The 20,153-nt window shown below is 47.3% G+C and carries 25 protein-coding genes; 13 read left to right on the forward strand and 12 right to left on the reverse strand.

Features of this window, described 5'->3' with window-relative positions; translation table 11 throughout:
* Positions 1-95 precede the first annotated feature (95 nt).
* Positions 96-866 carry a glutamate racemase gene (gene murI / locus ACKRDP_RS09235; protein ID WP_409154471.1) on the forward strand — a complete coding sequence of 257 codons (771 nt, stop codon included), beginning with the start codon at positions 96-98 and terminating at the stop codon, positions 864-866.
* Here the strand turns inward: murI and ACKRDP_RS09240 are convergent.
* From ACKRDP_RS09240 to rbfA, 3 genes are read right to left on the reverse strand one after another with little or no spacing between them, the layout of a single operon-like run.
* Positions 759-1,361 carry a DUF4416 family protein gene (locus tag ACKRDP_RS09240; protein ID WP_409154472.1) on the reverse strand — a complete coding sequence of 201 codons (603 nt, stop codon included), beginning with the start codon at positions 1,359-1,361 and terminating at the stop codon, positions 759-761. The genes murI and ACKRDP_RS09240 overlap by 108 nt on opposite strands.
* Positions 1,358-3,613 (reverse strand): DEAD/DEAH box helicase, encoded by a 2,256-nt coding sequence (locus tag ACKRDP_RS09245; RefSeq protein WP_409154473.1) that lies wholly within the window; start codon positions 3,611-3,613, stop codon positions 1,358-1,360. The genes ACKRDP_RS09240 and ACKRDP_RS09245 overlap by 4 nt, the downstream gene beginning before the upstream one ends.
* Positions 3,598-3,918: a 30S ribosome-binding factor RbfA gene (rbfA, locus tag ACKRDP_RS09250; protein ID WP_409154474.1), complete on the reverse strand. Its 321-nt coding sequence runs from the start codon at positions 3,916-3,918 to the stop codon at positions 3,598-3,600. Before rbfA ends, ACKRDP_RS09245 begins: the two co-directional genes overlap by 16 nt.
* Before the next feature lie 70 nt (positions 3,919-3,988).
* Between rbfA and rpsF the strand changes: the two genes are divergently transcribed.
* Genes rpsF through ccsB form a run of 5 tightly spaced genes read left to right on the forward strand, consistent with a single transcriptional unit; the run spans position 3,989 to position 6,370 of the window.
* Positions 3,989-4,327 carry a 30S ribosomal protein S6 gene (gene rpsF, locus ACKRDP_RS09255; protein WP_409154475.1) on the forward strand — a complete coding sequence of 113 codons (339 nt, stop codon included), beginning with the start codon at positions 3,989-3,991 and terminating at the stop codon, positions 4,325-4,327.
* Entirely contained in the window at positions 4,317-4,742 is a 426-nt protein-coding gene (gene ssb, locus ACKRDP_RS09260) for a single-stranded DNA-binding protein (RefSeq protein WP_409154476.1), read from the forward strand. Before rpsF ends, ssb begins: the two co-directional genes overlap by 11 nt.
* 18 nt (positions 4,743-4,760) lie before the next feature.
* Positions 4,761-4,976, forward strand: coding sequence for a 30S ribosomal protein S18 (gene rpsR / locus ACKRDP_RS09265; protein WP_409154493.1), 216 nt, complete (start codon positions 4,761-4,763; stop codon positions 4,974-4,976).
* Between the two features lie 11 nt (positions 4,977-4,987).
* Positions 4,988-5,434: a 50S ribosomal protein L9 gene (rplI, locus tag ACKRDP_RS09270; RefSeq protein ID WP_409154477.1), complete on the forward strand. Its 447-nt coding sequence runs from the start codon at positions 4,988-4,990 to the stop codon at positions 5,432-5,434.
* An 18-nt stretch (positions 5,435-5,452) separates the two neighbouring features.
* Positions 5,453-6,370 carry a c-type cytochrome biogenesis protein CcsB gene (ccsB, locus tag ACKRDP_RS09275; RefSeq protein ID WP_409154478.1) on the forward strand — a complete coding sequence of 306 codons (918 nt, stop codon included), beginning with the start codon at positions 5,453-5,455 and terminating at the stop codon, positions 6,368-6,370.
* Here the strand turns inward: ccsB and ACKRDP_RS09280 are convergent.
* The 4 genes from ACKRDP_RS09280 to ACKRDP_RS09295 are packed head-to-tail and all read right to left on the reverse strand — an operon-like array spanning position 6,367 to position 9,921.
* A complete protein-coding gene (locus ACKRDP_RS09280) occupies positions 6,367-7,581 on the reverse strand; it encodes an EAL and HDOD domain-containing protein (RefSeq protein ID WP_409154479.1) in 1,215 nt (404 codons plus the stop codon). The genes ccsB and ACKRDP_RS09280 overlap by 4 nt on opposite strands.
* The gene (locus ACKRDP_RS09285; protein ID WP_409154480.1) at positions 7,578-8,201 is read right to left on the reverse strand and encodes a riboflavin synthase; all 624 of its coding nucleotides are present in this window, start codon (positions 8,199-8,201) and stop codon (positions 7,578-7,580) included. The genes ACKRDP_RS09280 and ACKRDP_RS09285 overlap by 4 nt, the downstream gene beginning before the upstream one ends.
* Complete coding sequence (locus ACKRDP_RS09290; protein ID WP_409154481.1) at positions 8,201-8,947, reverse strand: dihydroorotate dehydrogenase electron transfer subunit; 747 nt, start codon at positions 8,945-8,947, stop codon at positions 8,201-8,203. Before ACKRDP_RS09290 ends, ACKRDP_RS09285 begins: the two co-directional genes overlap by 1 nt.
* Positions 8,944-9,921, reverse strand: a complete 978-nt coding sequence (locus ACKRDP_RS09295) for an ABC transporter permease (protein WP_409154482.1) — start codon at positions 9,919-9,921, stop codon at positions 8,944-8,946. The genes ACKRDP_RS09290 and ACKRDP_RS09295 overlap by 4 nt, the downstream gene beginning before the upstream one ends.
* A 28-nt stretch (positions 9,922-9,949) precedes the next feature.
* Between ACKRDP_RS09295 and ACKRDP_RS09300 the strand changes: the two genes are divergently transcribed.
* The 6 genes from ACKRDP_RS09300 (at position 9,950) to ACKRDP_RS09325 (ending at position 15,290) form a co-directional block, all read left to right on the forward strand.
* On the forward strand, positions 9,950-10,270 hold the full coding sequence (locus ACKRDP_RS09300; RefSeq protein WP_409154483.1) for an MTH1187 family thiamine-binding protein: 321 nt from the start codon (positions 9,950-9,952) through the stop codon (positions 10,268-10,270).
* 1 nt (position 10,271) lies between these two features.
* Positions 10,272-12,611, forward strand: coding sequence for a Lon protease family protein (locus ACKRDP_RS09305; RefSeq protein WP_409154484.1), 2,340 nt, complete (start codon positions 10,272-10,274; stop codon positions 12,609-12,611).
* Positions 12,612-12,618: 7 nt separating this feature from the next.
* A complete protein-coding gene (locus ACKRDP_RS09310; RefSeq protein WP_409154485.1) occupies positions 12,619-12,855 on the forward strand; it encodes a hypothetical protein in 237 nt (78 codons plus the stop codon).
* Between the two features lie 12 nt (positions 12,856-12,867).
* Entirely contained in the window at positions 12,868-13,797 is a 930-nt protein-coding gene (gene fabD / locus ACKRDP_RS09315) for an ACP S-malonyltransferase (RefSeq protein ID WP_409154486.1), read from the forward strand.
* 5 nt (positions 13,798-13,802) lie between these two features.
* Positions 13,803-14,696, forward strand: a complete 894-nt coding sequence (gene argB / locus ACKRDP_RS09320) for an acetylglutamate kinase (protein ID WP_489685583.1) — start codon at positions 13,803-13,805, stop codon at positions 14,694-14,696.
* Positions 14,697-14,804: 108 nt separating this feature from the next.
* On the forward strand, positions 14,805-15,290 hold the full coding sequence (locus ACKRDP_RS09325; RefSeq protein WP_409154487.1) for an SCP2 sterol-binding domain-containing protein: 486 nt from the start codon (positions 14,805-14,807) through the stop codon (positions 15,288-15,290).
* Here the strand turns inward: ACKRDP_RS09325 and truA are convergent.
* From truA to ACKRDP_RS09340, 3 genes are all read right to left on the reverse strand, one after another.
* A complete protein-coding gene (truA, locus tag ACKRDP_RS09330; protein ID WP_409154488.1) occupies positions 15,287-16,012 on the reverse strand; it encodes a tRNA pseudouridine(38-40) synthase TruA in 726 nt (241 codons plus the stop codon). The genes ACKRDP_RS09325 and truA overlap by 4 nt on opposite strands.
* A gap of 607 nt (positions 16,013-16,619) precedes the next feature.
* Positions 16,620-17,063, reverse strand: coding sequence for an rRNA maturation RNase YbeY (gene ybeY, locus ACKRDP_RS09335; protein WP_409154489.1), 444 nt, complete (start codon positions 17,061-17,063; stop codon positions 16,620-16,622).
* Complete coding sequence (locus ACKRDP_RS09340) at positions 16,999-18,003, reverse strand: PhoH family protein (RefSeq protein ID WP_409154490.1); 1,005 nt, start codon at positions 18,001-18,003, stop codon at positions 16,999-17,001. The genes ybeY and ACKRDP_RS09340 overlap by 65 nt, the downstream gene beginning before the upstream one ends.
* 225 nt (positions 18,004-18,228) lie before the next feature.
* Here ACKRDP_RS09340 and htpX point away from each other — a divergent pair, with 225 nt between their 5' ends.
* A complete protein-coding gene (htpX, locus tag ACKRDP_RS09345; protein ID WP_409154495.1) occupies positions 18,229-19,098 on the forward strand; it encodes a zinc metalloprotease HtpX in 870 nt (289 codons plus the stop codon).
* On the opposite strand, the gene ACKRDP_RS09350 is transcribed toward htpX, so the two are convergent.
* Positions 19,092-19,478 (reverse strand): PaaI family thioesterase, encoded by a 387-nt coding sequence (locus ACKRDP_RS09350; protein WP_409154491.1) that lies wholly within the window; start codon positions 19,476-19,478, stop codon positions 19,092-19,094. The two genes, htpX and ACKRDP_RS09350, sit on opposite strands and share 7 nt — an antisense overlap.
* A complete protein-coding gene (locus ACKRDP_RS09355; RefSeq protein ID WP_409154492.1) occupies positions 19,450-20,067 on the reverse strand; it encodes a phosphoribosylanthranilate isomerase in 618 nt (205 codons plus the stop codon). Before ACKRDP_RS09355 ends, ACKRDP_RS09350 begins: the two co-directional genes overlap by 29 nt.
* Between the last annotated feature and the right edge of the window lie 86 nt (positions 20,068-20,153).

Below are 20,153 nucleotides of genomic sequence, written 5' to 3' on the forward strand. Positions count from 1 at the left end.
TCCTCCCTATGGGTTTTCCATGGGGAGCTTTTTTTTACCATAATTTCTTATAACTTGCAACTCGGGTTATAATACACCAGGAGAATGAAAGAAGGATGAAAATTGGCGTCTTTGATTCGGGAGTTGGCGGGCTTACAGTCCTGAAAGCTCTGAGAGATATATACCCCGAGGTGGATTTTGTGTATCTCGGAGACACAGCAAGAGTGCCCTATGGCAACAAATCCTCTCAGACTGTGATAAGATACAGCCTTGAGGGTGCTGAGTTTCTCCTTTCTGAGGGTATAGACCTGCTTGTGGTTGCCTGCAACACTGCAAGCTCCTATGCCCTTGATGTTTTGAGAGAAACTCTTCCAATTCCTGTGTTTGGGGTTATAGAGCCAGGGGTAAGGAGAGCCCTCAGCTCCACGAGAAACAGAAGGGTAGGGGTAATAGGGACAAGGGCAACCGTATCCAGTGGTGCATACAGAAGGCTTCTGGAGGCTGGTGGTGTGGAAGTATTTCAGAAGGCGTGCCCTCTCTTTGTTCCTCTCGTGGAGGAAGGTGTGCTTGAGGGCGAGATAGCAAAAAGGGTGGTAGCCCACTATCTGGAGGAACTCAGAGACAAGGGGGTTGATACGCTCATACTTGGTTGCACCCATTATCCACTACTCAAACCGCTTATAGAGGAATTTATGGGTGGGTCTGTGAGGGTTGTGGACTCTGCTGAGAGCACCGCCCTTGAGGTTATGCCTTATGTAAACAGGACCGGTTCCTCAAATCTAAGTCTCTACTTCACCGACCATTCTCCAAGCCTTGACTTCCTTGTAGAGCTCATCCTGGGCGAACCTGTAAACTACCAGCTCCTTACCCTCCCTTGCAAGGTTTAACTGCCTGAGAAAGTCTTCCCGCACGCCTTCAAAAAATTCTCTCACCCCCTTATCCCTATAATCTCCGTATGTCCAGTAAAGTGGTCTGAAGTTCCCGTAAAGGTAAAGGTATTCTATCTCTGCATACACACTGCCTCCAAGATAAAGTCTGCCTCCCCTCCTCTTTGAGGATGCAAGCACAAGGTGGCTCTCATCCACATAGCCCGGGTCTATGTTCAGACCTCTCCTTCCATGGCAGGAATACTCCTCTTCCCTTCTCATAGCCCATAGCTTAAAATCCCTCAGCTCCTCCTTCTTCATTAGCCCAGAAAGGCTGAAAAACCTTTTCAAAAGCCCATCACCCATCTCCCTGCCATAATACCTCTGCAGACCCTCAAAGTAAAAGTCCTGAGATACTCTCTCCACATCAAGTCCTGAGAGAAAATCCTCCATCAGGCTCCTTTCTCTGTAAAGGACTGCAAGGATGGGTTTTGCAAGCTCTACTGCCCCTTTCATGAGGACCTTACTCTGCGGAGCTCATTTACTACCAGTTCAACTAAATCTCTTTTCGTCCTTTTCAGGGCAGAGGTCCCTTCAGTAAAGAGTCCGTAGGCAAGCAGTATCCTGTCATCCACCATATAACCACTGCGGTTGTTCCTGAATATTCTCCTTATTCTTTCCAGCTCTTCCTTTGCCCTTTCCATATTCATTCTTCTGTATTGCATCAGCTTTTCAAGAAGGGGCTCCCAGAGCTTTTCAGATTCCATGGTTTCAAGAAGGCTTTCCACAGGGCTGCAGATTTCTGGGGGTGCTATTCTCAAATCTTTAAGGACTTCCTTTATGAGGTTTGCCCTTATATGACCTATCCCCTTTATGCCTGCAAGGCCTGAATACTCTGTGCTTATACCATACTTCAGCGAATGGGTTATCTGCAGTAGCTCAGGGGTTGAAAACCTGTAAAAGCCCTGCCTGTTTATCTCAAGGAGCGCTCTCAGAAGATGAAGGGCGTCGGTGCCAAGATATGAAAACTCCCCGGGAGGATTTTTGATGTTTGGATACTTTGCGGTTAGCCCCTCTGTATAGAAAAGGAGCTGGTCTGTGTTGTCTTTTAAACATTCCTCACCGCAGGGAATCAGCATTGCCCTCACTATCTGAAAATCCTCTCTAAAGCCTTCCATACCCTTCAGGAAGTTCAGCAGCCCGTCAAACTTTTTCATGTGCAGGAGTGGTCTTATGGTGCTTACAGGGTCAAGGTTCAGGCCTTTCCTTCTGAGAAATTCTTCAAAGCTCAGGGGTGGTATACCAGTCCTTATGCAAAAGAGCCCCTTCTGGCTGGGGCTGTAGCCCTCAAGATAGCCGTGAGACCTCAGAAACCTCTCAATCCTGCTGAGCCTTTCCCTACCAACCCTTTTGAAGGAATAGGTGTTCTTGAGGTAGTTTTCAAATTCCTCACCCTCATACATGTGGGCGAGCAAGAGAAAAAAACTCAGGGCTTCATCCCCGGAGCCTTCCATGGTTGCGGTGGTCAGTGGTCTTTCAAGGGCTCTATCCAGTTCCTTTTCAAGCTCTTTTCCCTTAGCCCCATAGACCAGGAGGTTTGAGTATCCTTCTTTCTTTATGCCCAGCCTTCCGGCCCTTCCTTCCATCTGAAGTATGTCAAGGCTGTCTGGTATGCTTCTGAGCCTTCCTTCCTTTCTGAAAAACCTTGTAAGAATAATCACCCTGTCAGCGGGAAGGTTTACACCATAGGCCATTGTCTGTGTGGCTATTAGGGTCTGGAGCCTTCCTTTCCTGAAGGCCTTTTCTATCTCCTCCCTCTCCTCCTTTGGGACATCCGCATTGTGAAAGGCTATTTCTGGCTCTCTCTCCTCTTCAACTTCAAAGGGCACCGTCTGGTTCAATATGCCTATTTTTTCCTCCTTTGCCAGCTCAAGAAGTTTCCAGCCAAGACTCTTTTTCGGAACAAAGAGTATGACCTGTTCTCCTCCCTGCCTGAGGGAGTAAAGAGCTGATAGGAGCCTTCCCGCAACAAGGGACTCCCCCTCCAGCTCTCTTCTTACTGGTCTGAACTCGGTGAGGCTTCTTATTTCCCTGTAAAGTGGCACTGGTCTCCAGGCACTTTTTATGACAAGCTCTGCTCCCATCCACTGGGCCAGTTCTTCCAGACCGGGCAGCGTGGCCGACAGACAAAGGAGGGGCAGGTCTCTTCTTCTGCAGGCGGTTATTATTTCCTCCAGCATCCACCTCTTGACAATCTGATGCACTTCATCCACCACCACCGCACCCACATCCTCAAGCCATCTTGCGGAGTTTCTCAGGGCATAGGCAAGGTGTTCATAGGTGCTCACCACAACCCTGGCCTTTACCTCCTTAAAGCTCTCAAGCACGCTATCCCCAGTTCTGAGCTCCACACTCCTCCCGTAATAGGCTCTCAGTTCCACTGCCTTTTCCTTTACCAGCGCCTTTGTGGGTGCAGTATACAGGAGCCTCCCCTCAAAGTTTTTCATAAAAAGGTAGGCTATGAGGCTCTTGCCGGAGGATGTGGGAGAAGATATGAGGGCATTCCCGCCTCTGTAAAGTTTATAGAAAAGCGTCTGAAGGGGGTTAAGGAGGGGGTAGGGTATTCTGGGGTCCACCTCAGAAGCGCTCAAAAGCTCTTCTGACTTTACCTGAGGGTCCTTGTCTGTGAAGTAAAGAAGCTTTCCCTCTGGCGGGGAAATTTGATAAAAACTCTCCTTTAGAAGGAAGGCTGTTAGAGCTTCTGCCATATCTTTTCCATTCTTTTTAATTCCCTATCAAAGATAAAGTCAAGCTCTGGAAGCCTTTTTATCTTCAAACCCTTTGCCAGCCGAGCCCTTATAAAGGGGCTGGCGTGCCTGAGGGCATCCTCCGCCTCCCTTTCCCTGCCCTCCTGGAGGGTTGTGAAGTATACCTTTGCCCTTTTCATGTCCTGCGATAGCTCCACATGGGTGATAACCACATGTGCAAGCCTTGGGTCCTTAATTTCTCTGAGTATAAGGCCCGCTATCTCCTCCATGAGAAGTTTTTCTAACCTTGCCCTTTTTACACTCATTATGATATAATAAACCATTACCTCGTTCCTGTCCTTGAGGCAGGGACCATTAAAAGTCCAGGAGGTAAAGATGGCAAAGAGGTATTATCAGACAGTCAGGCATTACGAGAGCGTTGTGGTCTTCAGACCCACTCTCACCGAGGATGAGGTTCAGAAAAAGCTTCAGGAAATGAAGGACTTTATCCAGAAAAAAGGTGGAGAGCTTCTGAGCATCACAGACTGGGGGGCAAAACAGCTCGCCTATCCCATAAAGAACTTCAACCATGGCAGGTACTTCATGCTCACCATAAGGTCACAGCGACCCGAGCTTCCCAACGAGCTTGATTTTTACTGCAAGATAAGTGAGGACATAATACGCTGGCTCAACATACAGGTAAAGGGTCAGGAAGGAGAGAAGGTTGCTCAATAAGGTCATTATCATAGGCAGGCTGGTAAAAGACCCGCTTGAAAGGTATATGCCCTCGGGCACAAGGATGGTTGAGTTTACTATAGCATACAACAGAAGGTATATGGTGGGTGAGGTATGGAAGGAGGAAAGCCACTTTTTTGAAGTCAAGGCCTATGGCAAACTTGCTGAGAGCCTGGTGAATCGCATATCAAAGGGCTACACGGTGGTTATAGAAGGCAGGCTCACTCAGGACAGATGGATGGACAAGGAAGGCAAAGGGCAGAGCAAGATAAGAATTGTTGCTGAAAGCGTGAGAGTTATTAACAAACCCAGGATAGAAGAACCTGTAGAGGAGTTTTCTCTGAGAGAGGAGGAGATGTCAGAGGAGCCAATTGAAACGCCCTTCAGTTCTGAGGATGACGAAATACCTTTTTAAGGAGGTTTTAGGATGGATATGATTAAGAGGTCTGCAAAGAAAAGTTGCCCCTTCTGCGATGCAAAAAAGGACCCCAGCTACAAGAACTATGAAGAGCTAAAAAGGTTTATCACAGAAAGGGGCAAGATAATGGGCAGGAGGCAGACTGGCGTCTGTGCAAAGCATCAGAGGCTTCTTGCAAGAGAGATAAAGAGGGCAAGACAGCTTGCCCTTCTGCCATATCTTGTAGCATAAGGAGGTAAGACATGAAGGTGGTGCTCATAAAGGACCTTGAAGGTTATGGAGTCTTTGGGGATGTGATAAGCGTGAAGGATGGCTTTGCCAGAAACTATCTCATACCCAGAGGAATTGCCCTTCCTGCCACAGAGGGGAATCTGAGTCATGTTCGAAACATCCTCTCTCAGAGGGCAAGAAAGCTACAGAAGGAGAAGGAAAGAGCTCAGGCTCTTTCAAAGAAGCTGGAAGGACTTATGCTGGAAATATTCAGACAGGTGGGTGAGAAGGGAAAGCTCTTTGGTTCTGTGACACCCCAGGACATTGCACAGGCCCTTCAGGAGAAGGGGTTTGAAATAGACAGGAAAAAGGTCATGCTAAAAAACCCCATAAAGGATGTGGGTGTATACACGGTCACACTCAAGCTTCATCCCGAGGTAAGCGTAGATATAAAGGTGGATGTAAAACCGGCTGAATAGGTTATATTTATAGGAGTTATGAGAGAAATAACCTTTGAAAGAGAGAAGACGAGGTCCTACGGTTTTCTGCTCTGGCTTTCCATACTCCTGCTCGGTGGGCTTCTTGGAACCCTCAGGCTTGACAATACCTTCTGGTATAAATCTGCCACGCTGGCATATGCCCTGTCCTCTGTGGTATATTTGAGCACCCTCTTTCTCAGAGACAGGCTGGTGCAGAACATGGCAACTTTAAGCCTTTCTCTTGGCCTTGCCCTGAACCTTGCCGGCATGGTAAGAAGAACCATTCAGACCTATGAGCTTGGCGTTCCCCATCCACCCTGGAGCAACCTCTTTGAAGCCCTCACCTTCTGGAGCTTTGTAGTGGGCTTTATATATCTCCTTCTGGAGAGAAAATACGGTATAAGACTTCTCGGTGCTGTGGTGGTGCCCGTTGTCTTTGGCCTTTCTGCTTTTGCCATCTTCTATGCCTCCAAGGAGATAGTGCCCCTCATGCCAGCACTGAGGAGCTACTGGCTCTATCTGCATGTGGTCACCGCCTTTACGGGTTATGCGGGCTTTACTGTTGGTTTTGGTGGTGCAGTTCTTTACCTTCTCAAGGACAGGTTCCCAAACCTGCCTCTGCCCTCAAGGGAGCTTCTTGATGAGATAACTTACAAGTCCATAGTGGTAGTTTTCCCCATATGGACCGCCTCCATAATACTGGGGGCTGCCTGGGCGAATGAAGCCTGGGGGGGATACTGGAGCTGGGACCCAAAGGAAGTGTGGTCCTTGATAGTCTGGCTTTTCTTTGGAGCCTACCTTCATGCTAGGCAGATGCTTGGCTGGAAAGGGAAAAGAACTGCATGGATGGTGGTGTTTGGTTTTATAACGGTTCTCATATGCTTTTTTGCTGTAAACCTCTTCTTCCCCGGACTACACAGCTATGCCACTGACTAGGCGACGAATTTTTCAGATTCAAGCCTTGCCTCTTCCAGTATGTTCCTTATCCTCTCCGGTGAGGTTTCAAGGACCTTTGCCACCTTTTTTATGGTCTCTTCATCCCCATTGTCCTCCAGCAGGTCAATGAGCGAAAGTATAAACCCAAGAAGACTCAGCCTGTTTTCATAGGCTTCAACTATCTCCCTGTCAAGAAGGAGAGTTCTTGCTATGTCTTCAGGCTTTTGCCCCAGTATTTCCCACGAGAGGGAGAAAAGACCCATAAGGTAGGCTTTATCCTTCATCTCCTTTGCGTTTATCTCTGCGAGCTTTTCACCAAGGCTTGCCCTGAAAAGGGCCTTTCTCCAGAGCTCTTTTTCGCTCTCCTCTGCAAACATATCTGAAAGGGCAAGCACTATGATGAACTTGGCAACGTTTTCAAGTCCAAGGTAGATAACAGCATCTTCCACATTGCTGAACTCTCTTGCCTTCGGAAAATAGGCTGAGTTTACGAATTTAAGGAGTTTGTATGTTACACCTATGTCTTTCTCTATAACCTCAACAACCTTTTTTATATCCCTGGATTTTATTGCGTTGTATACCTGAAGTATAGTTGATTTCAGAAAGGATATGGTCCTAGTATCCTTTACCATGGCAGGCCTTGAAAGATAAATTCCCTGAAAATATTCAAAGCCCAGCTCGTAGGCCCTCTCGTAATCCTGTTTGGTTTCAATGTTTTTAACTATTATGCCTTTTTTTAAGCTTTTCAGTATGCTTATTACTTCTCTTAACTCTTCTTCATTGTATGGGTTGTTTTTTATGTCTATTTTAACAAAATGACATTTATTCAAAAGCGGCAGATAGTCTATCTTTTCAAAACCGAAGTCATCTATACAGAACTTAAATCCGCGTTTTATGAGGTCGTCTATGGCATCAAGCAACGTGTTTGTTAGCCTTTTGTTCTCAACGAGTTCTATACCCACATGCTGTGGCGAGAGGAGGTCAAACATGGAGGCTTCAAGGAATATGGCAGGGACATTTACAAAGACAAGCTTGCCATTACCCACTTTGTGAGGACCAATCTCAGTGAGCACATCTATGGATATGCTTGTGGCCTTCAGTGGGTCAAAACCCTCAGGGTATGCACCAGTGGCCCTGTCCTGAAGGAATACCTCGTAGAAGGCTATCTTTCCCTCTCTATTGTATATTGCCTGTTTACATACCACGTTCATGTGTTTATATTATAAAAAGCTTCTAAGAGGCTCTGCAAACTACCACCTTTGAACCTCTGAAGGTAGTTTATCACATACTTGCCTATTATGTCCACCTCTACATTTACCATCTCCCCTGACTTTCTGAACTTGAGGTTTGTGTTTTCATAGGTATGGGGTATTATGTTCATCTGAATCAGCGGTCCCTCAACCCTGTTTATGGTAAGGCTTATCCCATCTATGCCTACAGAGCCCTTTTCTACAAAGTATGCGCTGTAATCTGGTTTAATCTGGACCATTAACAGCCAGTGCTCGCCCTTCTTCTGTAGCTGAATTATGGGTGCGGTAAAGTCCACATGTCCCTGAAGAAGATGTCCACCTAGCCTGTCAGAGAGCCTGAGTGCTCTTTCTAGGTTCACGTGGTCGCCCCTTTTTAGAAATCTCAGGTTGCTCCTGCTCAGCGTCTCTTCAGACAGGTCAAAATGAAGAAGCTCGCCTTCAGTCTTTACCACCGTGAGACATACGCCATTGACTGCTATACTCTCCCCAAGCACCACATCTTCATAGCCTGCTTCTACCACAAGCCTTCCGCCTCTCAGGCCTTCCACCTTTCCCACTTTTTCCACAAGCCCTGTAAACATCAGAAGAGCACCTCCCCTGCAGGCAATACAGGTCCTTCGTAGCATACCCTCCTGTAGCCTTCTGGGGTTTTCACCACGCATCCCAGGCACACGCCCCACCCGCATGCCATTCTGCTTTCAAGGGAAAAATACATGTTATGTCCAGTGTTCATGTTTTTCAGAGCCCTCAGCATACCCTTTGGTCCGCAGGCATGAACCACCCAGGTGATGTCAAATTCTCTGAGTGCATCCGTTATCAGGCCCTTTCTGCCCCTACTTCCATCCTCCGTGTATAGTATGTAATCAAAACCCTCCTCCTTCAGCCAGTCTTCCATACCAAGATGCTCTTCAGACCTGCCAGCGTAGACAAAGACTACCCTCTTACCTTTTGCTCTCAATTCTTTACCGAGAAGGCTAAGCCCTGCAAGCCCCACACCTCCACCCAGAAGAAGATGTTTATCCCCCTCCTGTGGAAAAAGCCCTTTACCGAGGGGTCCAAATGTGGGAAGCCCTTCTCCCTCCTTCACCGCAGAGAGCAGTCCTGTCCCTTTCCCCACAAGGTCGTAAAATATTAGAAGCCTTTCATCCCTTACATCTGCCACCGCAAAGGCCCTTCTTCCCAGAGGGTCAAGGGTGGGAGAAACTCCCAGCATCACAAACTGTCCCGCCTTTACTTCCTTAGCAATCTCGGGTGCGTGGAGCTCAAGCAGGAACAGCCTTCCTCTGATATGTCTGTTTTTGACAACTCTACAGAAAAGGTCCTTCATCTTCTGCCACCCTTTAGAAGATTATCACCGAGAAGGTTGAAGGCTATTACAAGAAGAAAGAGGGCAACGCCCGGAGATAGTATCCATGGATGGGCAAGCACAAGGTTTACATTCCTTGCGTCAGAGAGCATGTTTCCCCAGCTGGGAAAGGGCTCCTGAATGCCAAGACCAAGAAAGCTAAGGGATGCCTCAGCCAGAATGTAGCCAGGGAATGAGAGAGTTGCAGAGACTATCAGATAGTAGTAGGTGTTTGGCAGAATGTGAACTCTCAGAATTCTCAAGGTTCCTGCACCATAGCTTCTGGCAGACTGGACGAACTCCTTCTCCCTTATGGAAAGCACCATACCCCTCACGACCCTTGCAAGCCCTGCCCACCCAAGAAAGGACAGGATAAATATAACCATGAGAAAGACCTGAAAGCTCTCCATGGTCAGCGGGAAAACAGACCTCAGGGAAAGCATGAGATAGAAGGTGGGTATAGCTAAAAGCACCTCCACAAGCCTCATTATTGCTGTGTCTATCCTCCCCCCGAAGTATCCAGAAATGCCGCCTATAAGGCTGCCCAGAAGGAAGGTTATGCTAACCCCCACAAGACCTATGGTCAGAGAAACCCTTGAGCCGTATATGAGCCTGCTTAGAATATCTCTCCCCAGCTTGTCCGTTCCAAGCAGATATAGATGGCATGGCTCTTCAACAGAAAGAAGCCTGTATCCATGCTCTGTTTTGCTGAAAAGCCTTAGCCTGCAGGCAACATTTCTGTCCTCTTCGTAAACCTTGAAGAGTGGGTCCCTCATCCTGTAGGGATGAACATACGGAAAAGTAAGCCCTCCATCCTTGAAGATGTGTATCCTTGTGGGTGGGTGAAAGGGCGCCTTTCTGTTCTGGAGGGAATAAGGATAGGGAGCAAGAATGTCCGCAAATAAGGCAAGGAAGAGGAAAAAGCCTATTATGGTGAGGGGAAAGGTGAGCCTCACAGTGTGAATAGTATAAAATATTTATGCCATGAGCGTGCTTGTGTTCGTGAGTATGACGCCTCTGGGGAAGGGTGAGAGCGTCAGTGAGTATGTGGCAAGGGTTGTGGACATAGTGGACAGGTCTGGACTTCCCTATGTGCTCACTCCCATGGGAACCATAATAGAGGGAGAAACATGGGAAGAGGTCATGTCTGTGCTAAAAGAAGGCTTTGAGGCTCTCAGGAAGGACTGCCCTCGCATATCCATAACCATGAAGATAGACTACAGAGAAGGCAAATCCGGAAGGCTTTTCAGCAAGGTAAAATCTGTGGAAGATAAGCTGGGAAGAGAGATAAGGAAGGCAACCTAAGGTGGCTATAAAAAGGCTATCAAGGGATGAACTCAGTTACGGATACACCTTTACATTTTCCACAAAGGATGTAGAAGCTGCGGAGCTTTTCCCCGGACAGGAAAGGGTCAGGTTTGCCTTTGACCTTGCACTGAAGACGGAGCTTGAGGGTTATAACCTCTACGTCTCAGGACCAGAAAGCATAGGAAGGACCATATACACACTCAAAAGGCTCAGGGAGTCCGCAAAGGAAAAGAAAAAACCCGAGGACATATGTTATGTCAACAACTTTGACAATCCTCTGAGGCCAAAGTATCTCCTGCTGCCTGCAGGCATGGGTAAAGCACTGTCTCAGGACATAGACTGGGCAATAGATGCCCTGAAGGAGGAAATTCCCAAAGCCTTTGAGAGCAAGGAATATGAGGAGGAGTTGGCAAGAATAAGGAAAAGCGTAGAAAGTAAGAAGGAAGAGGTTGCTCAGAGACTGGTTGAGGAAGCCCAGTTTCATGGCCTTGGCGTTGTGTTTACACCGGCAGGTATAAAGCTTCTTCCCCTCATAGGCAGAAGGATAGTTCCAGAAGAGGAGGTCTATGCCAATCCAAGGCTTCAGGAAAGCTACGAAAAAAGCATTTCAGAGTTTGAAGAAAGGTTCAGGGATCTTATAAGAGAACTAAGGGAGCTTGACCACAGCCTCTCAGAGCAGGTGCTGGACCTGAGGAACAGGGTTGCGGGCTATGTGGTGGACAAGGTTTTTTCAAGGTTTGAAGGCAAATACATGGAATATGAGGGTATATCCGAATACATAAGCAGGCTGAAGACTGAGCTTGCAAGAAATTCAGACCTTTTCCTTTCCTGGCATACTTCAAAGGGTAATCTTGCCTTCCAGAAAATGCTGGAGAAGTCTTTCAACACTTTCAGGGTAAATGTCCTCGTGGACAACTCAACCCTTGAAGGTGCTCCCGTTGTCTTTGATGAGGTGCCAACCTTTCAGAGCCTTTTTGGAAGGGTTTTCTATACTGCGGAGATGGGCGTTCTGTATGCAGACCATATGAGCATTTCTGCGGGAAGTTTTCACCGGGCGAGGGGTGGCTATCTCGTGCTGAGGGTGCTTGACCTGCTGAAAAACCCCTTTCTCTGGGATGCCTTCAAGAAGGTGCTAATGCACAAAAAGATACACATGCCCCTGCATCCACTGGAAGATACAATAATGCCCCTGGTGGGTATAAGCCCTGAGCCCCTGCCAGCGGACTTCAAGGTAGTTCTCATAGGAGACCCCTACCTTTACTATTTACTCTACAACTACGACCCAGAGTTTGGAAGGCTCTTTAAGGTAAAGGCAGACTTTGACCCGGTCATAGATATTGGAGAAGAGCTTACCGATGCCTTTCCAAAGATATTCAGAAAGATAGTGGAAGAAGAGGGGCTAAAGCATCTTTCTGCGGATGCCCTTTCAGAGCTTTTCAAACATGGTGTAGAGCTATCTGGCAGCAGAAAGAAGTTTAACATGGTCATGGGGCGTCTCGTGGATGTGGTGAGGGAGGCGCAGTCCTTTGCAGAAGGAAAGGCCATGATAGAAGGCAGCCATATAAAAAGGGCAATAGGGGAAAAGCTCTTCAGGTCAAACCTGCTTGAAGAGAAGATAAGGAAAGCAATTGGGGAGGGTAAGTTTATCCTGCGTATTGAAGGGGAGGAAATGGGGCAGGTTAACGGGCTCAGCGTCCTTGACCTTGGAGATTACAGTTTTGGAAAACCGAGCAGAATAACTGCCTCTGTATACATGGGTGAGAAGGGTATAGTAAACATAGAGAGGGAGGTGGAGCTCAGCGGACCCATACATTCAAAGGGTGTGTTGATACTAAGTGGATACATGGGCAGAAAGTATGGAAGGAACATGCCGCTCTATCTTTCCTGCACCCTTACTTTTGAACAGAGCTATGATGAAGTGGAGGGCGATAGTGCATCCATGGCAGAGCTTCTTGCCATACTCTCCGCTCTCGCTGAGGTTCCCCTTAAGCAGTATGTTGCCATAACGGGCTCCGTTGACCAGCTTGGAAATGCCCAGCCCGTTGGTGGCATAAAGGAGAAGGTGGAGGGCTTCTACAGGGTATGCAAGATATTCGGATTGAGAGGCATTGAAGGGGTAATAGTTCCATGGAGGAATTACGATAATCTTCTTCTTGATGATGAGGTTCTGGAGGCTGTTGAAAAGGGTGAGTTCCACATATACACTGTGGATACAGTGGATGATGCTGTGGAGATACTCACGGGCATGAAGGCTGAGAAGTTCCACGAACTGGTCAGAAGAAAGCTGAGGGAATTTTTCAAGAGGGCAACTCAGATGGGAAAGAAAAGAGGTATATAATTAGAGCATGCAGGGAAGACCACTCTTGCCCAACGAGCTTGAGCTTTTCAAAAAGGCACTGGGTATAGGACCACACAACTTCTGGAGGTGGTCCTCAAGAACGAGAAACTTCAAACTGCTCACCGACGGAAAGGTCATTTGGGTTGAAGGAACGGAGGAAAACATAGGAAAATCCATGCCCGTTCACGAAGCTACATGGTGGAGCTGGGACTTTGTAAGGGAAAAGCTCAGAGAGATGGGTTAAAATAGAAGACTTATGGGAAAGCTGGCTTATGTGTTCCCCGGACAGGGCTCTCAGTATGTGGGAATGGGTTATGACTTTTACAGAGAGTTTCCCGAAGCTGCGGATGTTTTTCACAGCGCAGAGACAGCTCTCAGGTATAACCTCACCGATATAATATTCAGAGGTCCGGAGGAAGAGCTGAACAGGACGATTAACACACAACCTGCAATCCTGACCACAAGCCTTGCCATCTATGCGGTTCTTAAGGCAAAGGGGTTTCCACAGCCAGACTTTGTGGCAGGGCATTCCCTGGGAGAGTATACGGCCCTTGCAGTGGCAGGAGGCGTGGAGCTCTTTGAGGCGGTCCGGCTTGCAAACCTCAGGGGTAAATACATGCAGGAAGCAGTCCCAGAAGGTGCAGGGGCTATGGCTGCGGTGCTGAAGATTCCACCGGAAAAAGTGGAGGAGGCCTGCAGGCTTGCTCAGGACTCTGGAGTGGTTGAGCCAGCAAACTACAACTCTCCTGAACAGACAGTCATATCTGGAGAAAGACAGGCGGTAGAGAAGGCGAGCGAAATAGTAAAGCAGATGGGAGGTAAGGTTATACCCCTAAAAGTTTCTGTCCCATCGCACTGCTCTCTTATGAAGCCTGCTGCCGATGCCTTCAGGCTCAAACTGGCCCAGACACCCATAAAAAACATAAACACCCCGGTGGTCCAGAACTACACTGCAATTGCCCATACAATGGCACCAGATATAAGAGAAAACCTCTACAGGCAGATATTCTCTCCAGTAAGATGGTTTCAGAGCGTGCTCTATATGGTGGAGCATGGGGTAGACACCTTCGTGGAGATAGGACCCAAGAACGTCCTTTCTAAGTTAATACAGCAGACAGTGCCTTATGTAAGGGTCTTTAACGTGGAAAAGGTGGAGGATGTGGAGAGGGTTTTAAAGGCCATATGATAATGATAGAAAAGCTTGTGGAAAAGGCTAAAATTCTTCAGTCGGCACTTCCTTACATAAGGGAGTTTTACGGAAAAACCTTTGTCATAAAATACGGGGGCTCTGCCATGACAGAGGAGGGCCTGAGAGAAAGCTTTGCCAGAGATGTGGTGCTTCTGAGATATGTGGGTATAAGGGTTGTGGTGGTCCACGGCGGTGGTCCTCAGATAAGCCATACCCTTGAAAAGTTTGGTGTAAAGCCACACTTTGTAGGTGGTATGAGGAGAACAGATGAGGAAACCATGCATGTGGTTGAGATGGTTCTCTCGGGAGACATAAACAAGGATATAGTGGCACTCATAAACACCCACAGTGGTCAGAACATATACGCAGTGGGTCTTTCTGGTAGGGATGGACAGCTCATAAGGGCAAAGAAACTGGATAAAGAAAGATACTTCAGAGAGCTGGGACTTGATGTTCCGGAAGAGGACATAGGCTTTGTGGGTGAGGTGGTGGGCGTAAATACAGACCTGCTTCAGGTTCTTATGGAAAAGGGCTACATACCCATAATAGCTCCCGTGGGTGTTGGTGAGAGGGGGGAGGCCTACAACATTAACGCCGATGTGGTGGCTTCAGAGGTTGCCGGGTCTCTCATGGCGGAAAAACTCATCTTTCTGACAGATACGGAGGGCGTGAAGGACGCCCAGGGCAGGCTTATACCAACCCTCAGCAGGGATAGAGTGCATGAGCTTATTCAGCAGGGGGTTATAAAGGGAGGGATGCTCCCAAAGATAAGGAGTGCCATAAGGGCATTACAGTCTGGAGTTAAAAAAGTCCACATAATTGATGGAAGGACCCCTCACTCCATACTTCTGGAAGTCTTCACTCAGGAAGGCATAGGCACAGAAATAGTTGAATAAACATATAAACACATTCATATGTTTTATTGAAGAATAATAAACTCTAATGGAAAATCTGAAAAACCAGTGGTATGCTTTAAAAAATAAACCCAGTCGGGAGGTTATAGAATGAGAAAGCTTTATCTGTTGCTGTTGAGTGTTGGCGGAATGGCTATGTCAATGCCCGTTTTTATGGATGGAGAGTATGCAAAAGCCCTCTGTGAAGCATGGAATAAAACTCCACAGCTATCAGAGCAGCTTGGAAAGAGTGAAAGCTGGGTTGCGGTTCCCGAAAGGAAGCTCTTCCTCTACAGGGAGGACTGTGGAGATACCAAACAGATACAGCTCACTATAAAGAACGAAGGAGGAAAGGCCATTTGCGTTTATGGGGGTCCTGCAAAGGATAAAAGGGGTAAAGACGACTTTCTCATGTATGCGGAGACCAGAAGATGGTTAGAGATGGGTAAGAAAGAATACGGACCTATGAAGGCAATGATGTTGGGAAGGCTTAAGTTTGAGGGACCGAAGGGGGTTGCCATGAAAAACATGGGACCCTTTGAAGCCTTCCTTGATATGGTGGACAACCCACCCCATGATGCCGGTAAGTGTCCTTAAAGTATAACCCTTTCAAGAGTAAGACCCTTTGCCTTTGCTGTGTAGGGGCATCTGCCCCTGCCATCAAGGTAATTTTTTATATCCTCATGTGATAGCTTCCCGAGCCCCATATACACAAGGCTTCCCACCATTCGCCTTACCATGTATCTCAAAAAGCTCTTCGCCCTAACTCTGAACTCAATTAACTCATCCACCTTTCGCAGGCTCAGCTCCTCTATCTCAATAAGGGTGTTCTTTTCTTCCTCATCCAGTTTCGCAAAGCTAGAAAAATCGTGCCTGCCTATAAAAAGCTCAACCGCAGAGAGCATTCTGTCATAGTCAAGCCTGTGGGGAATCCTCCAGCAAAAGGGCTCTAAAAAGGGGTCTCTTGCATGCGTGTTCAGTATCCTGTAGAGGTAAATCTTACCCTTCACGCCGTAGCGGGCATTGAACCCCTCCTGTATCCAGACCTTCCTTAAACCCATATCCTCAGGCAGAAGAGAATTCAGGGCTTTTAGAAGAGTTTCGGGCTCTATGAAACGCTCTGCCTGAAAGTTTGCCACATACTCAAGGGCATGCACACCGGCGTCAGTCCTGCAGCAGCCAGTTACTTTGACAGTTTGTTGAAAAATCCTCTCAACGCCTTCTTTGAGAACTCCCTGCACTGTTCTCAGATCCGGTTGAACCTGCCAGCCATGAAAACGAGTGCCAACAAAGGACAGAAGCAAAACATAGTTGGGCATGTGGAGATTATATAACTCCCCGAGGGTCAGATAAAAGTGCAACAGAGGACTTGGAAGTTCTTCTAAATTGCCACTCGTTGGGTTGCAACTCCCCGAGGGTCAGATAAAAATGCAACATACTCTGGTGGGAGGTGGACGAATTTGCCTTTTTCCTGTTGCAACTCCCCGAGGGTCAGATAAAAATGCAACCCTTCTCCGCAGGTTCCTGAAAATCAAGGATTAGAATAGGCTCATTTTTGACTTTTGACATGATATAAATCATAAATAGCCCTCCGGAGCCTGAGTATCAATCAAAAGATAGCAAACACGCATGAATACTTGTTTCTACGCACGCAACAGAGAAGTAAATCTCAAGTTTTTTATAAGCCTTGCCAAACAACGGCTACGAAAAAAGGGGTAAAATCTCAAAAACTCCGCCCTTTGCAAAAATTGTTGACACGAGTATCATTTGCAAGTGATAACAACTAAAACAAGCCCTCGGGCTTTCCTAAAAGCTCAACGCCCTATTCAGTTGCCAAGATGTCAAGAGCCACCGGCTCTGAATACTCCTTAAGATATTTTAACACCTTCTGGAAAATCTGCAAGCTCAGTTCAGTATAGTAGGGCATCAGAGCAGGGCTCTGAGTTTTTCTTCCATTTCTGTGAACTTCCTCTCTTCCTCCTCCCCCAGCTCGTGGTCATAGCCCAGAAGGTGCACGAAGCCATGAACAAGAAGCCTCTTTATTTCCTCCTCAAGGCTGTGTCCAAGCTCCTCTGCCTGTTTCTGTGCTGTATCCAGAGATATGACAATCTCGCCCAGAAGCCTGTATCTTCCCACAGGCTCATCGTAAATGAAAGAGAGCACATCCGTTGGCTTGTCTCTGCCCCTGAAGTCTCTGTTTAAAAGCCTTATGGTCTGGTCACCGGTCAGGTATACGCTTATCTCTGTGTTTTTTAAGCCATGTGCTTGCAGGAGCCTGCTGAGGATTTCCCTCACCCATTGGGTTTTAACCTTTCCCTTCTCCTTCCTTACCAGAACTCTGTTCTTCCTTTGCCCTTTCAAATTCTTCATAGGCCTTTATTATCCTTGCCACTATGGGATGTCTTACCACATCCTCATCCTTAAACCATACAAACCCGATGCCTTCAATTCCCTGCAGGACCCTTACTGCTTCCACAAGACCCGATTGTTCTCTCCTTGGCAGGTCTATCTGTGTTATATCGCCCGTTATTACCACCTTTGAGCCAAAACCTATGCGTGTGAGGAACATCTTCATCTGCTCTTTGGTAGAGTTCTGAGCCTCGTCAAGTATTATAAAGGCGTCGTTTAGAGTTCTTCCCCTCATAAAGGCAAGGGGTGCTATCTCTATTATGTTCCTTTCAAGCATGTAGCTTGCTTTATCATAGTCCACCATATCGTAAAGGGCATCATAAAGCGGTCTGAGGTATGGGTCCACCTTCTCCGCAATTCCACCGGGCAGAAAGCCCAGTTTTTCGCCTGCCTCCACTGCAGGTCTGGTTAGTATTATCTTATTTACCCTGTTGGCCTTGAGGTGCGCAAGTGCCATAGCCATGGCCAAGTATGTTTTTCCTGTCCCAGCAGGCCCAATACCAAAGACTATATCGTTATTCTTAATGGCGTCAATGTACAGGCTTTGTGTATGAGTTTTTGGAACTATGGCCTTTTTCCTATGGGTTATAAGTATAACCTCTTCCTTTAGCCCTGCTTCTATGGTTGTTTTTGACTGAAGATAATTTTTAGCCCTTTCTCTAACCTCTTGGGAAGTCAAAGTGGAACTCCTAAGGTCCTTTATTATATCCTTTAGAAACTCATAGACCAGTCTTACCTTGTCCTCTTCGCCCCTAATGATTATTTCTGTACCCTTTGCTGATATCTTTACATCAAAGATCTGGGAAAAATATTTTAGGTTCTCATCCCCCCTGCCAACTATAGCATAGAACTTCTCATCAAAGCTTCCAAGGTCCAGCCTTTCCTCTACTCTTTCTGTCATTGCAATATGCTTTGGTGATAAATATAAGCCCCTCCTCATCAAAATCAACTCTGAGTCATGTCATTGAGAGTTGACACTTTGCCTTGCTTTCTGTATCTTCTTATATAAGCATCCAGGGCGTGGACTAAAACCGCCAGCTGGGGCAGTCCATGCCATAAAAGGCGGAATACAAATACCCCAGCCCAGACTGTCTTCACAGGGATGGTCTGGAAGAGGAATAGGGAAATGGGCTACGCAATAAGGAGCGTGATACTGTTAGGGCTTTTGACAGGTCTTTTCCTCTTTGTGGGCAATCTTATAGGTGGTAAGGCTGGAATGACCATAGCTCTCATATTGGCGGGAATAATGAATTTTCTTGCCTACTGGTTTTCCGACAAGATTGTGCTCAAGATGTATGGAGCAAGGGAAATTCCTTACGAAGAAGCTCCATGGCTTCACAGGATGGTGGAAGAGCTCGCCCAGAGGGCAAACATGCCAAAGCCCAGAATCTACCTTGTTCCCATGGAACAGCCTAATGCCTTTGCCACCGGAAGGGGTCCATCAAACGGTGCAGTTGCAGTAACCTCTGGAATACTGAGACTTCTCAACGAGAGAGAGCTAAGAGGTGTGCTTGCCCACGAGCTGGGACACATAAAGAACAGGGACGTGCTTGTTGCCACCATGGCTGCCACTATAGCTGGAGCCATATCCTACCTGGTGAACATGCTTCAGTGGGCTCTCATATTCGGACACTCAAGGGATGGAGAAAACAACAACCCCCTCTCTATCATAGCCAGCATTGCCATGATAATCATAACGCCCATAATCGCCACCATAATACAGATGGCCATATCCCGCTCAAGAGAATACATGGCAGATGAGACAGGTGCAAGAATATCAGGAGACCCTCTTGCTCTGGCAAGTGCCCTTGAAAAGATTCACAACTATGTGCATCAGATACCGGCTGAGGTCAACCAGGGCACTGCACACCTCTTTATTGAAAACCCACTTTCAGGACAGGGCATATGGGAGCTCTTTTCCACACACCCGTCCACAGAAAAGAGAATTGAAAGGCTAAAGGAGCTTGCAAGGGAGATGGGTGTTTTTGCTTACTGAGATAGCACGTGTCTTTCTGGCACCACGCAGAGGAATTCCCCCTCTGCCACCCTCTCTTCTCCTCTTTTAACTTCTACATGAACCCATCTCTTTCTACCCTCTGAGCTGGCAAGCCTGCCCTCTGCCATAAGCTCATCCCCCACTTTTACAGGCTTTATAAACTTTATGCTCGCCTGTGCCAGCACCACGGTGGGCTCGTTTACCGTTGCCATGGCACAGAAGTCTGCAAGAGAGAAGATAAAACCACCATGGACAAGCCCTGTCTCATCTGCAGTCATCCTGCTGTCAGTCCTCAGCCTGACCCTTGCGTAGCCTTCAGAAAGCTCAACCACCTCACCACTGAGAGAGGTATCAATCTTCTGATGCGTTCTTAACTGCATGGACAAACTCCTCCATCTTTCTGTGGTCTTTTATGCCAGGGCTTACCTCTATGCCGGAAGACACATCAACGGCGTAGGGCCTTACCACTCTGATAGCCTGTTTCACACTTTCAGGAGTCAGCCCACCCGCCAGAAAAACTCTGAAGCCTCTACCCATGAGCTCCTTTGCCACTTTCCAGTCTGACTTTAGACCTGTTCCACCATACGCTTCTCCTGAGCATGCGTCAATTAGCACCGCATGTGCTTTTTTCCAATCCTCATGAACTTCAAGCCCAGGACAGCTTCCAAAAGCCTTTATCACCCTTTCCATGCCAAGCCTTCTTGCAAAGTCCAGACTCTCCTCCCCGTGGAGTTGCACAAGGTCAAAGCCAACCTGAAGGACGTTTTCTACTTCCTCAGGCGAGGGGTTTACCATAACTGCCACCTTTTTAACCCCGTCTCCAGCTCTTAAGAGTTGCTCAAATCTTTCAGGTTTTACATATCTCGGGCTTTTCGGATAGAGTATTATGCCCACATAGTCAACACCAAGGCTTACTGCCTTTTCTATGTCCTCTTCTCTCGTGAAACCGCACAACTTGATTTTGACCATTCAGGGAAAAATATTATAACGCAAGTTGCAAGTTATAGCATCCCTGCACTCCAGAGCCTATGGAGATTGTAAGAAATTACCGCCAT

The sequence above is a fragment of the Pampinifervens navoyensis genome, from assembly GCF_046159715.1.
Classification (GTDB): domain Bacteria; phylum Aquificota; class Aquificia; order Aquificales; family Aquificaceae; genus Pampinifervens.

Excerpts from the sequence above, each read along its gene's own strand:
- murI (WP_409154471.1), top strand. The coding sequence starts at position 96 with ATGAAAATTGGCGTCTTTGATTCGGGAGTTGGCGGGCTTACAGTCCTG.
- ACKRDP_RS09240 (WP_409154472.1), bottom strand. The coding sequence starts at position 1,361 with ATGAAAGGGGCAGTAGAGCTTGCAAAACCCATCCTTGCAGTCCTTTAC.
- ACKRDP_RS09245 (WP_409154473.1), bottom strand. The coding sequence starts at position 3,613 with ATGGCAGAAGCTCTAACAGCCTTCCTTCTAAAGGAGAGTTTTTATCAA.
- rbfA (WP_409154474.1), bottom strand. The coding sequence starts at position 3,918 with ATGAGTGTAAAAAGGGCAAGGTTAGAAAAACTTCTCATGGAGGAGATA.
- rpsF (WP_409154475.1), top strand. The coding sequence starts at position 3,989 with ATGGCAAAGAGGTATTATCAGACAGTCAGGCATTACGAGAGCGTTGTG.
- rpsR (WP_409154493.1), top strand. The coding sequence starts at position 4,761 with ATGATTAAGAGGTCTGCAAAGAAAAGTTGCCCCTTCTGCGATGCAAAA.
- rplI (WP_409154477.1), top strand. The coding sequence starts at position 4,988 with ATGAAGGTGGTGCTCATAAAGGACCTTGAAGGTTATGGAGTCTTTGGG.
- ccsB (WP_409154478.1), top strand. The coding sequence starts at position 5,453 with ATGAGAGAAATAACCTTTGAAAGAGAGAAGACGAGGTCCTACGGTTTT.
- ACKRDP_RS09280 (WP_409154479.1), bottom strand. The coding sequence starts at position 7,581 with ATGAACGTGGTATGTAAACAGGCAATATACAATAGAGAGGGAAAGATA.
- ACKRDP_RS09285 (WP_409154480.1), bottom strand. The coding sequence starts at position 8,201 with ATGTTTACAGGGCTTGTGGAAAAAGTGGGAAAGGTGGAAGGCCTGAGA.
- ACKRDP_RS09290 (WP_409154481.1), bottom strand. The coding sequence starts at position 8,947 with ATGAAGGACCTTTTCTGTAGAGTTGTCAAAAACAGACATATCAGAGGA.
- ACKRDP_RS09300 (WP_409154483.1), top strand. The coding sequence starts at position 9,950 with ATGAGCGTGCTTGTGTTCGTGAGTATGACGCCTCTGGGGAAGGGTGAG.
- ACKRDP_RS09310 (WP_409154485.1), top strand. The coding sequence starts at position 12,619 with ATGCAGGGAAGACCACTCTTGCCCAACGAGCTTGAGCTTTTCAAAAAG.
- fabD (WP_409154486.1), top strand. The coding sequence starts at position 12,868 with ATGGGAAAGCTGGCTTATGTGTTCCCCGGACAGGGCTCTCAGTATGTG.
- ACKRDP_RS09325 (WP_409154487.1), top strand. The coding sequence starts at position 14,805 with ATGAGAAAGCTTTATCTGTTGCTGTTGAGTGTTGGCGGAATGGCTATG.
- truA (WP_409154488.1), bottom strand. The coding sequence starts at position 16,012 with ATGCCCAACTATGTTTTGCTTCTGTCCTTTGTTGGCACTCGTTTTCAT.
- ybeY (WP_409154489.1), bottom strand. The coding sequence starts at position 17,063 with ATGAAGAATTTGAAAGGGCAAAGGAAGAACAGAGTTCTGGTAAGGAAG.
- ACKRDP_RS09340 (WP_409154490.1), bottom strand. The coding sequence starts at position 18,003 with ATGACAGAAAGAGTAGAGGAAAGGCTGGACCTTGGAAGCTTTGATGAG.
- htpX (WP_409154495.1), top strand. The coding sequence starts at position 18,229 with ATGGGCTACGCAATAAGGAGCGTGATACTGTTAGGGCTTTTGACAGGT.
- ACKRDP_RS09350 (WP_409154491.1), bottom strand. The coding sequence starts at position 19,478 with ATGCAGTTAAGAACGCATCAGAAGATTGATACCTCTCTCAGTGGTGAG.
- ACKRDP_RS09355 (WP_409154492.1), bottom strand. The coding sequence starts at position 20,067 with ATGGTCAAAATCAAGTTGTGCGGTTTCACGAGAGAAGAGGACATAGAA.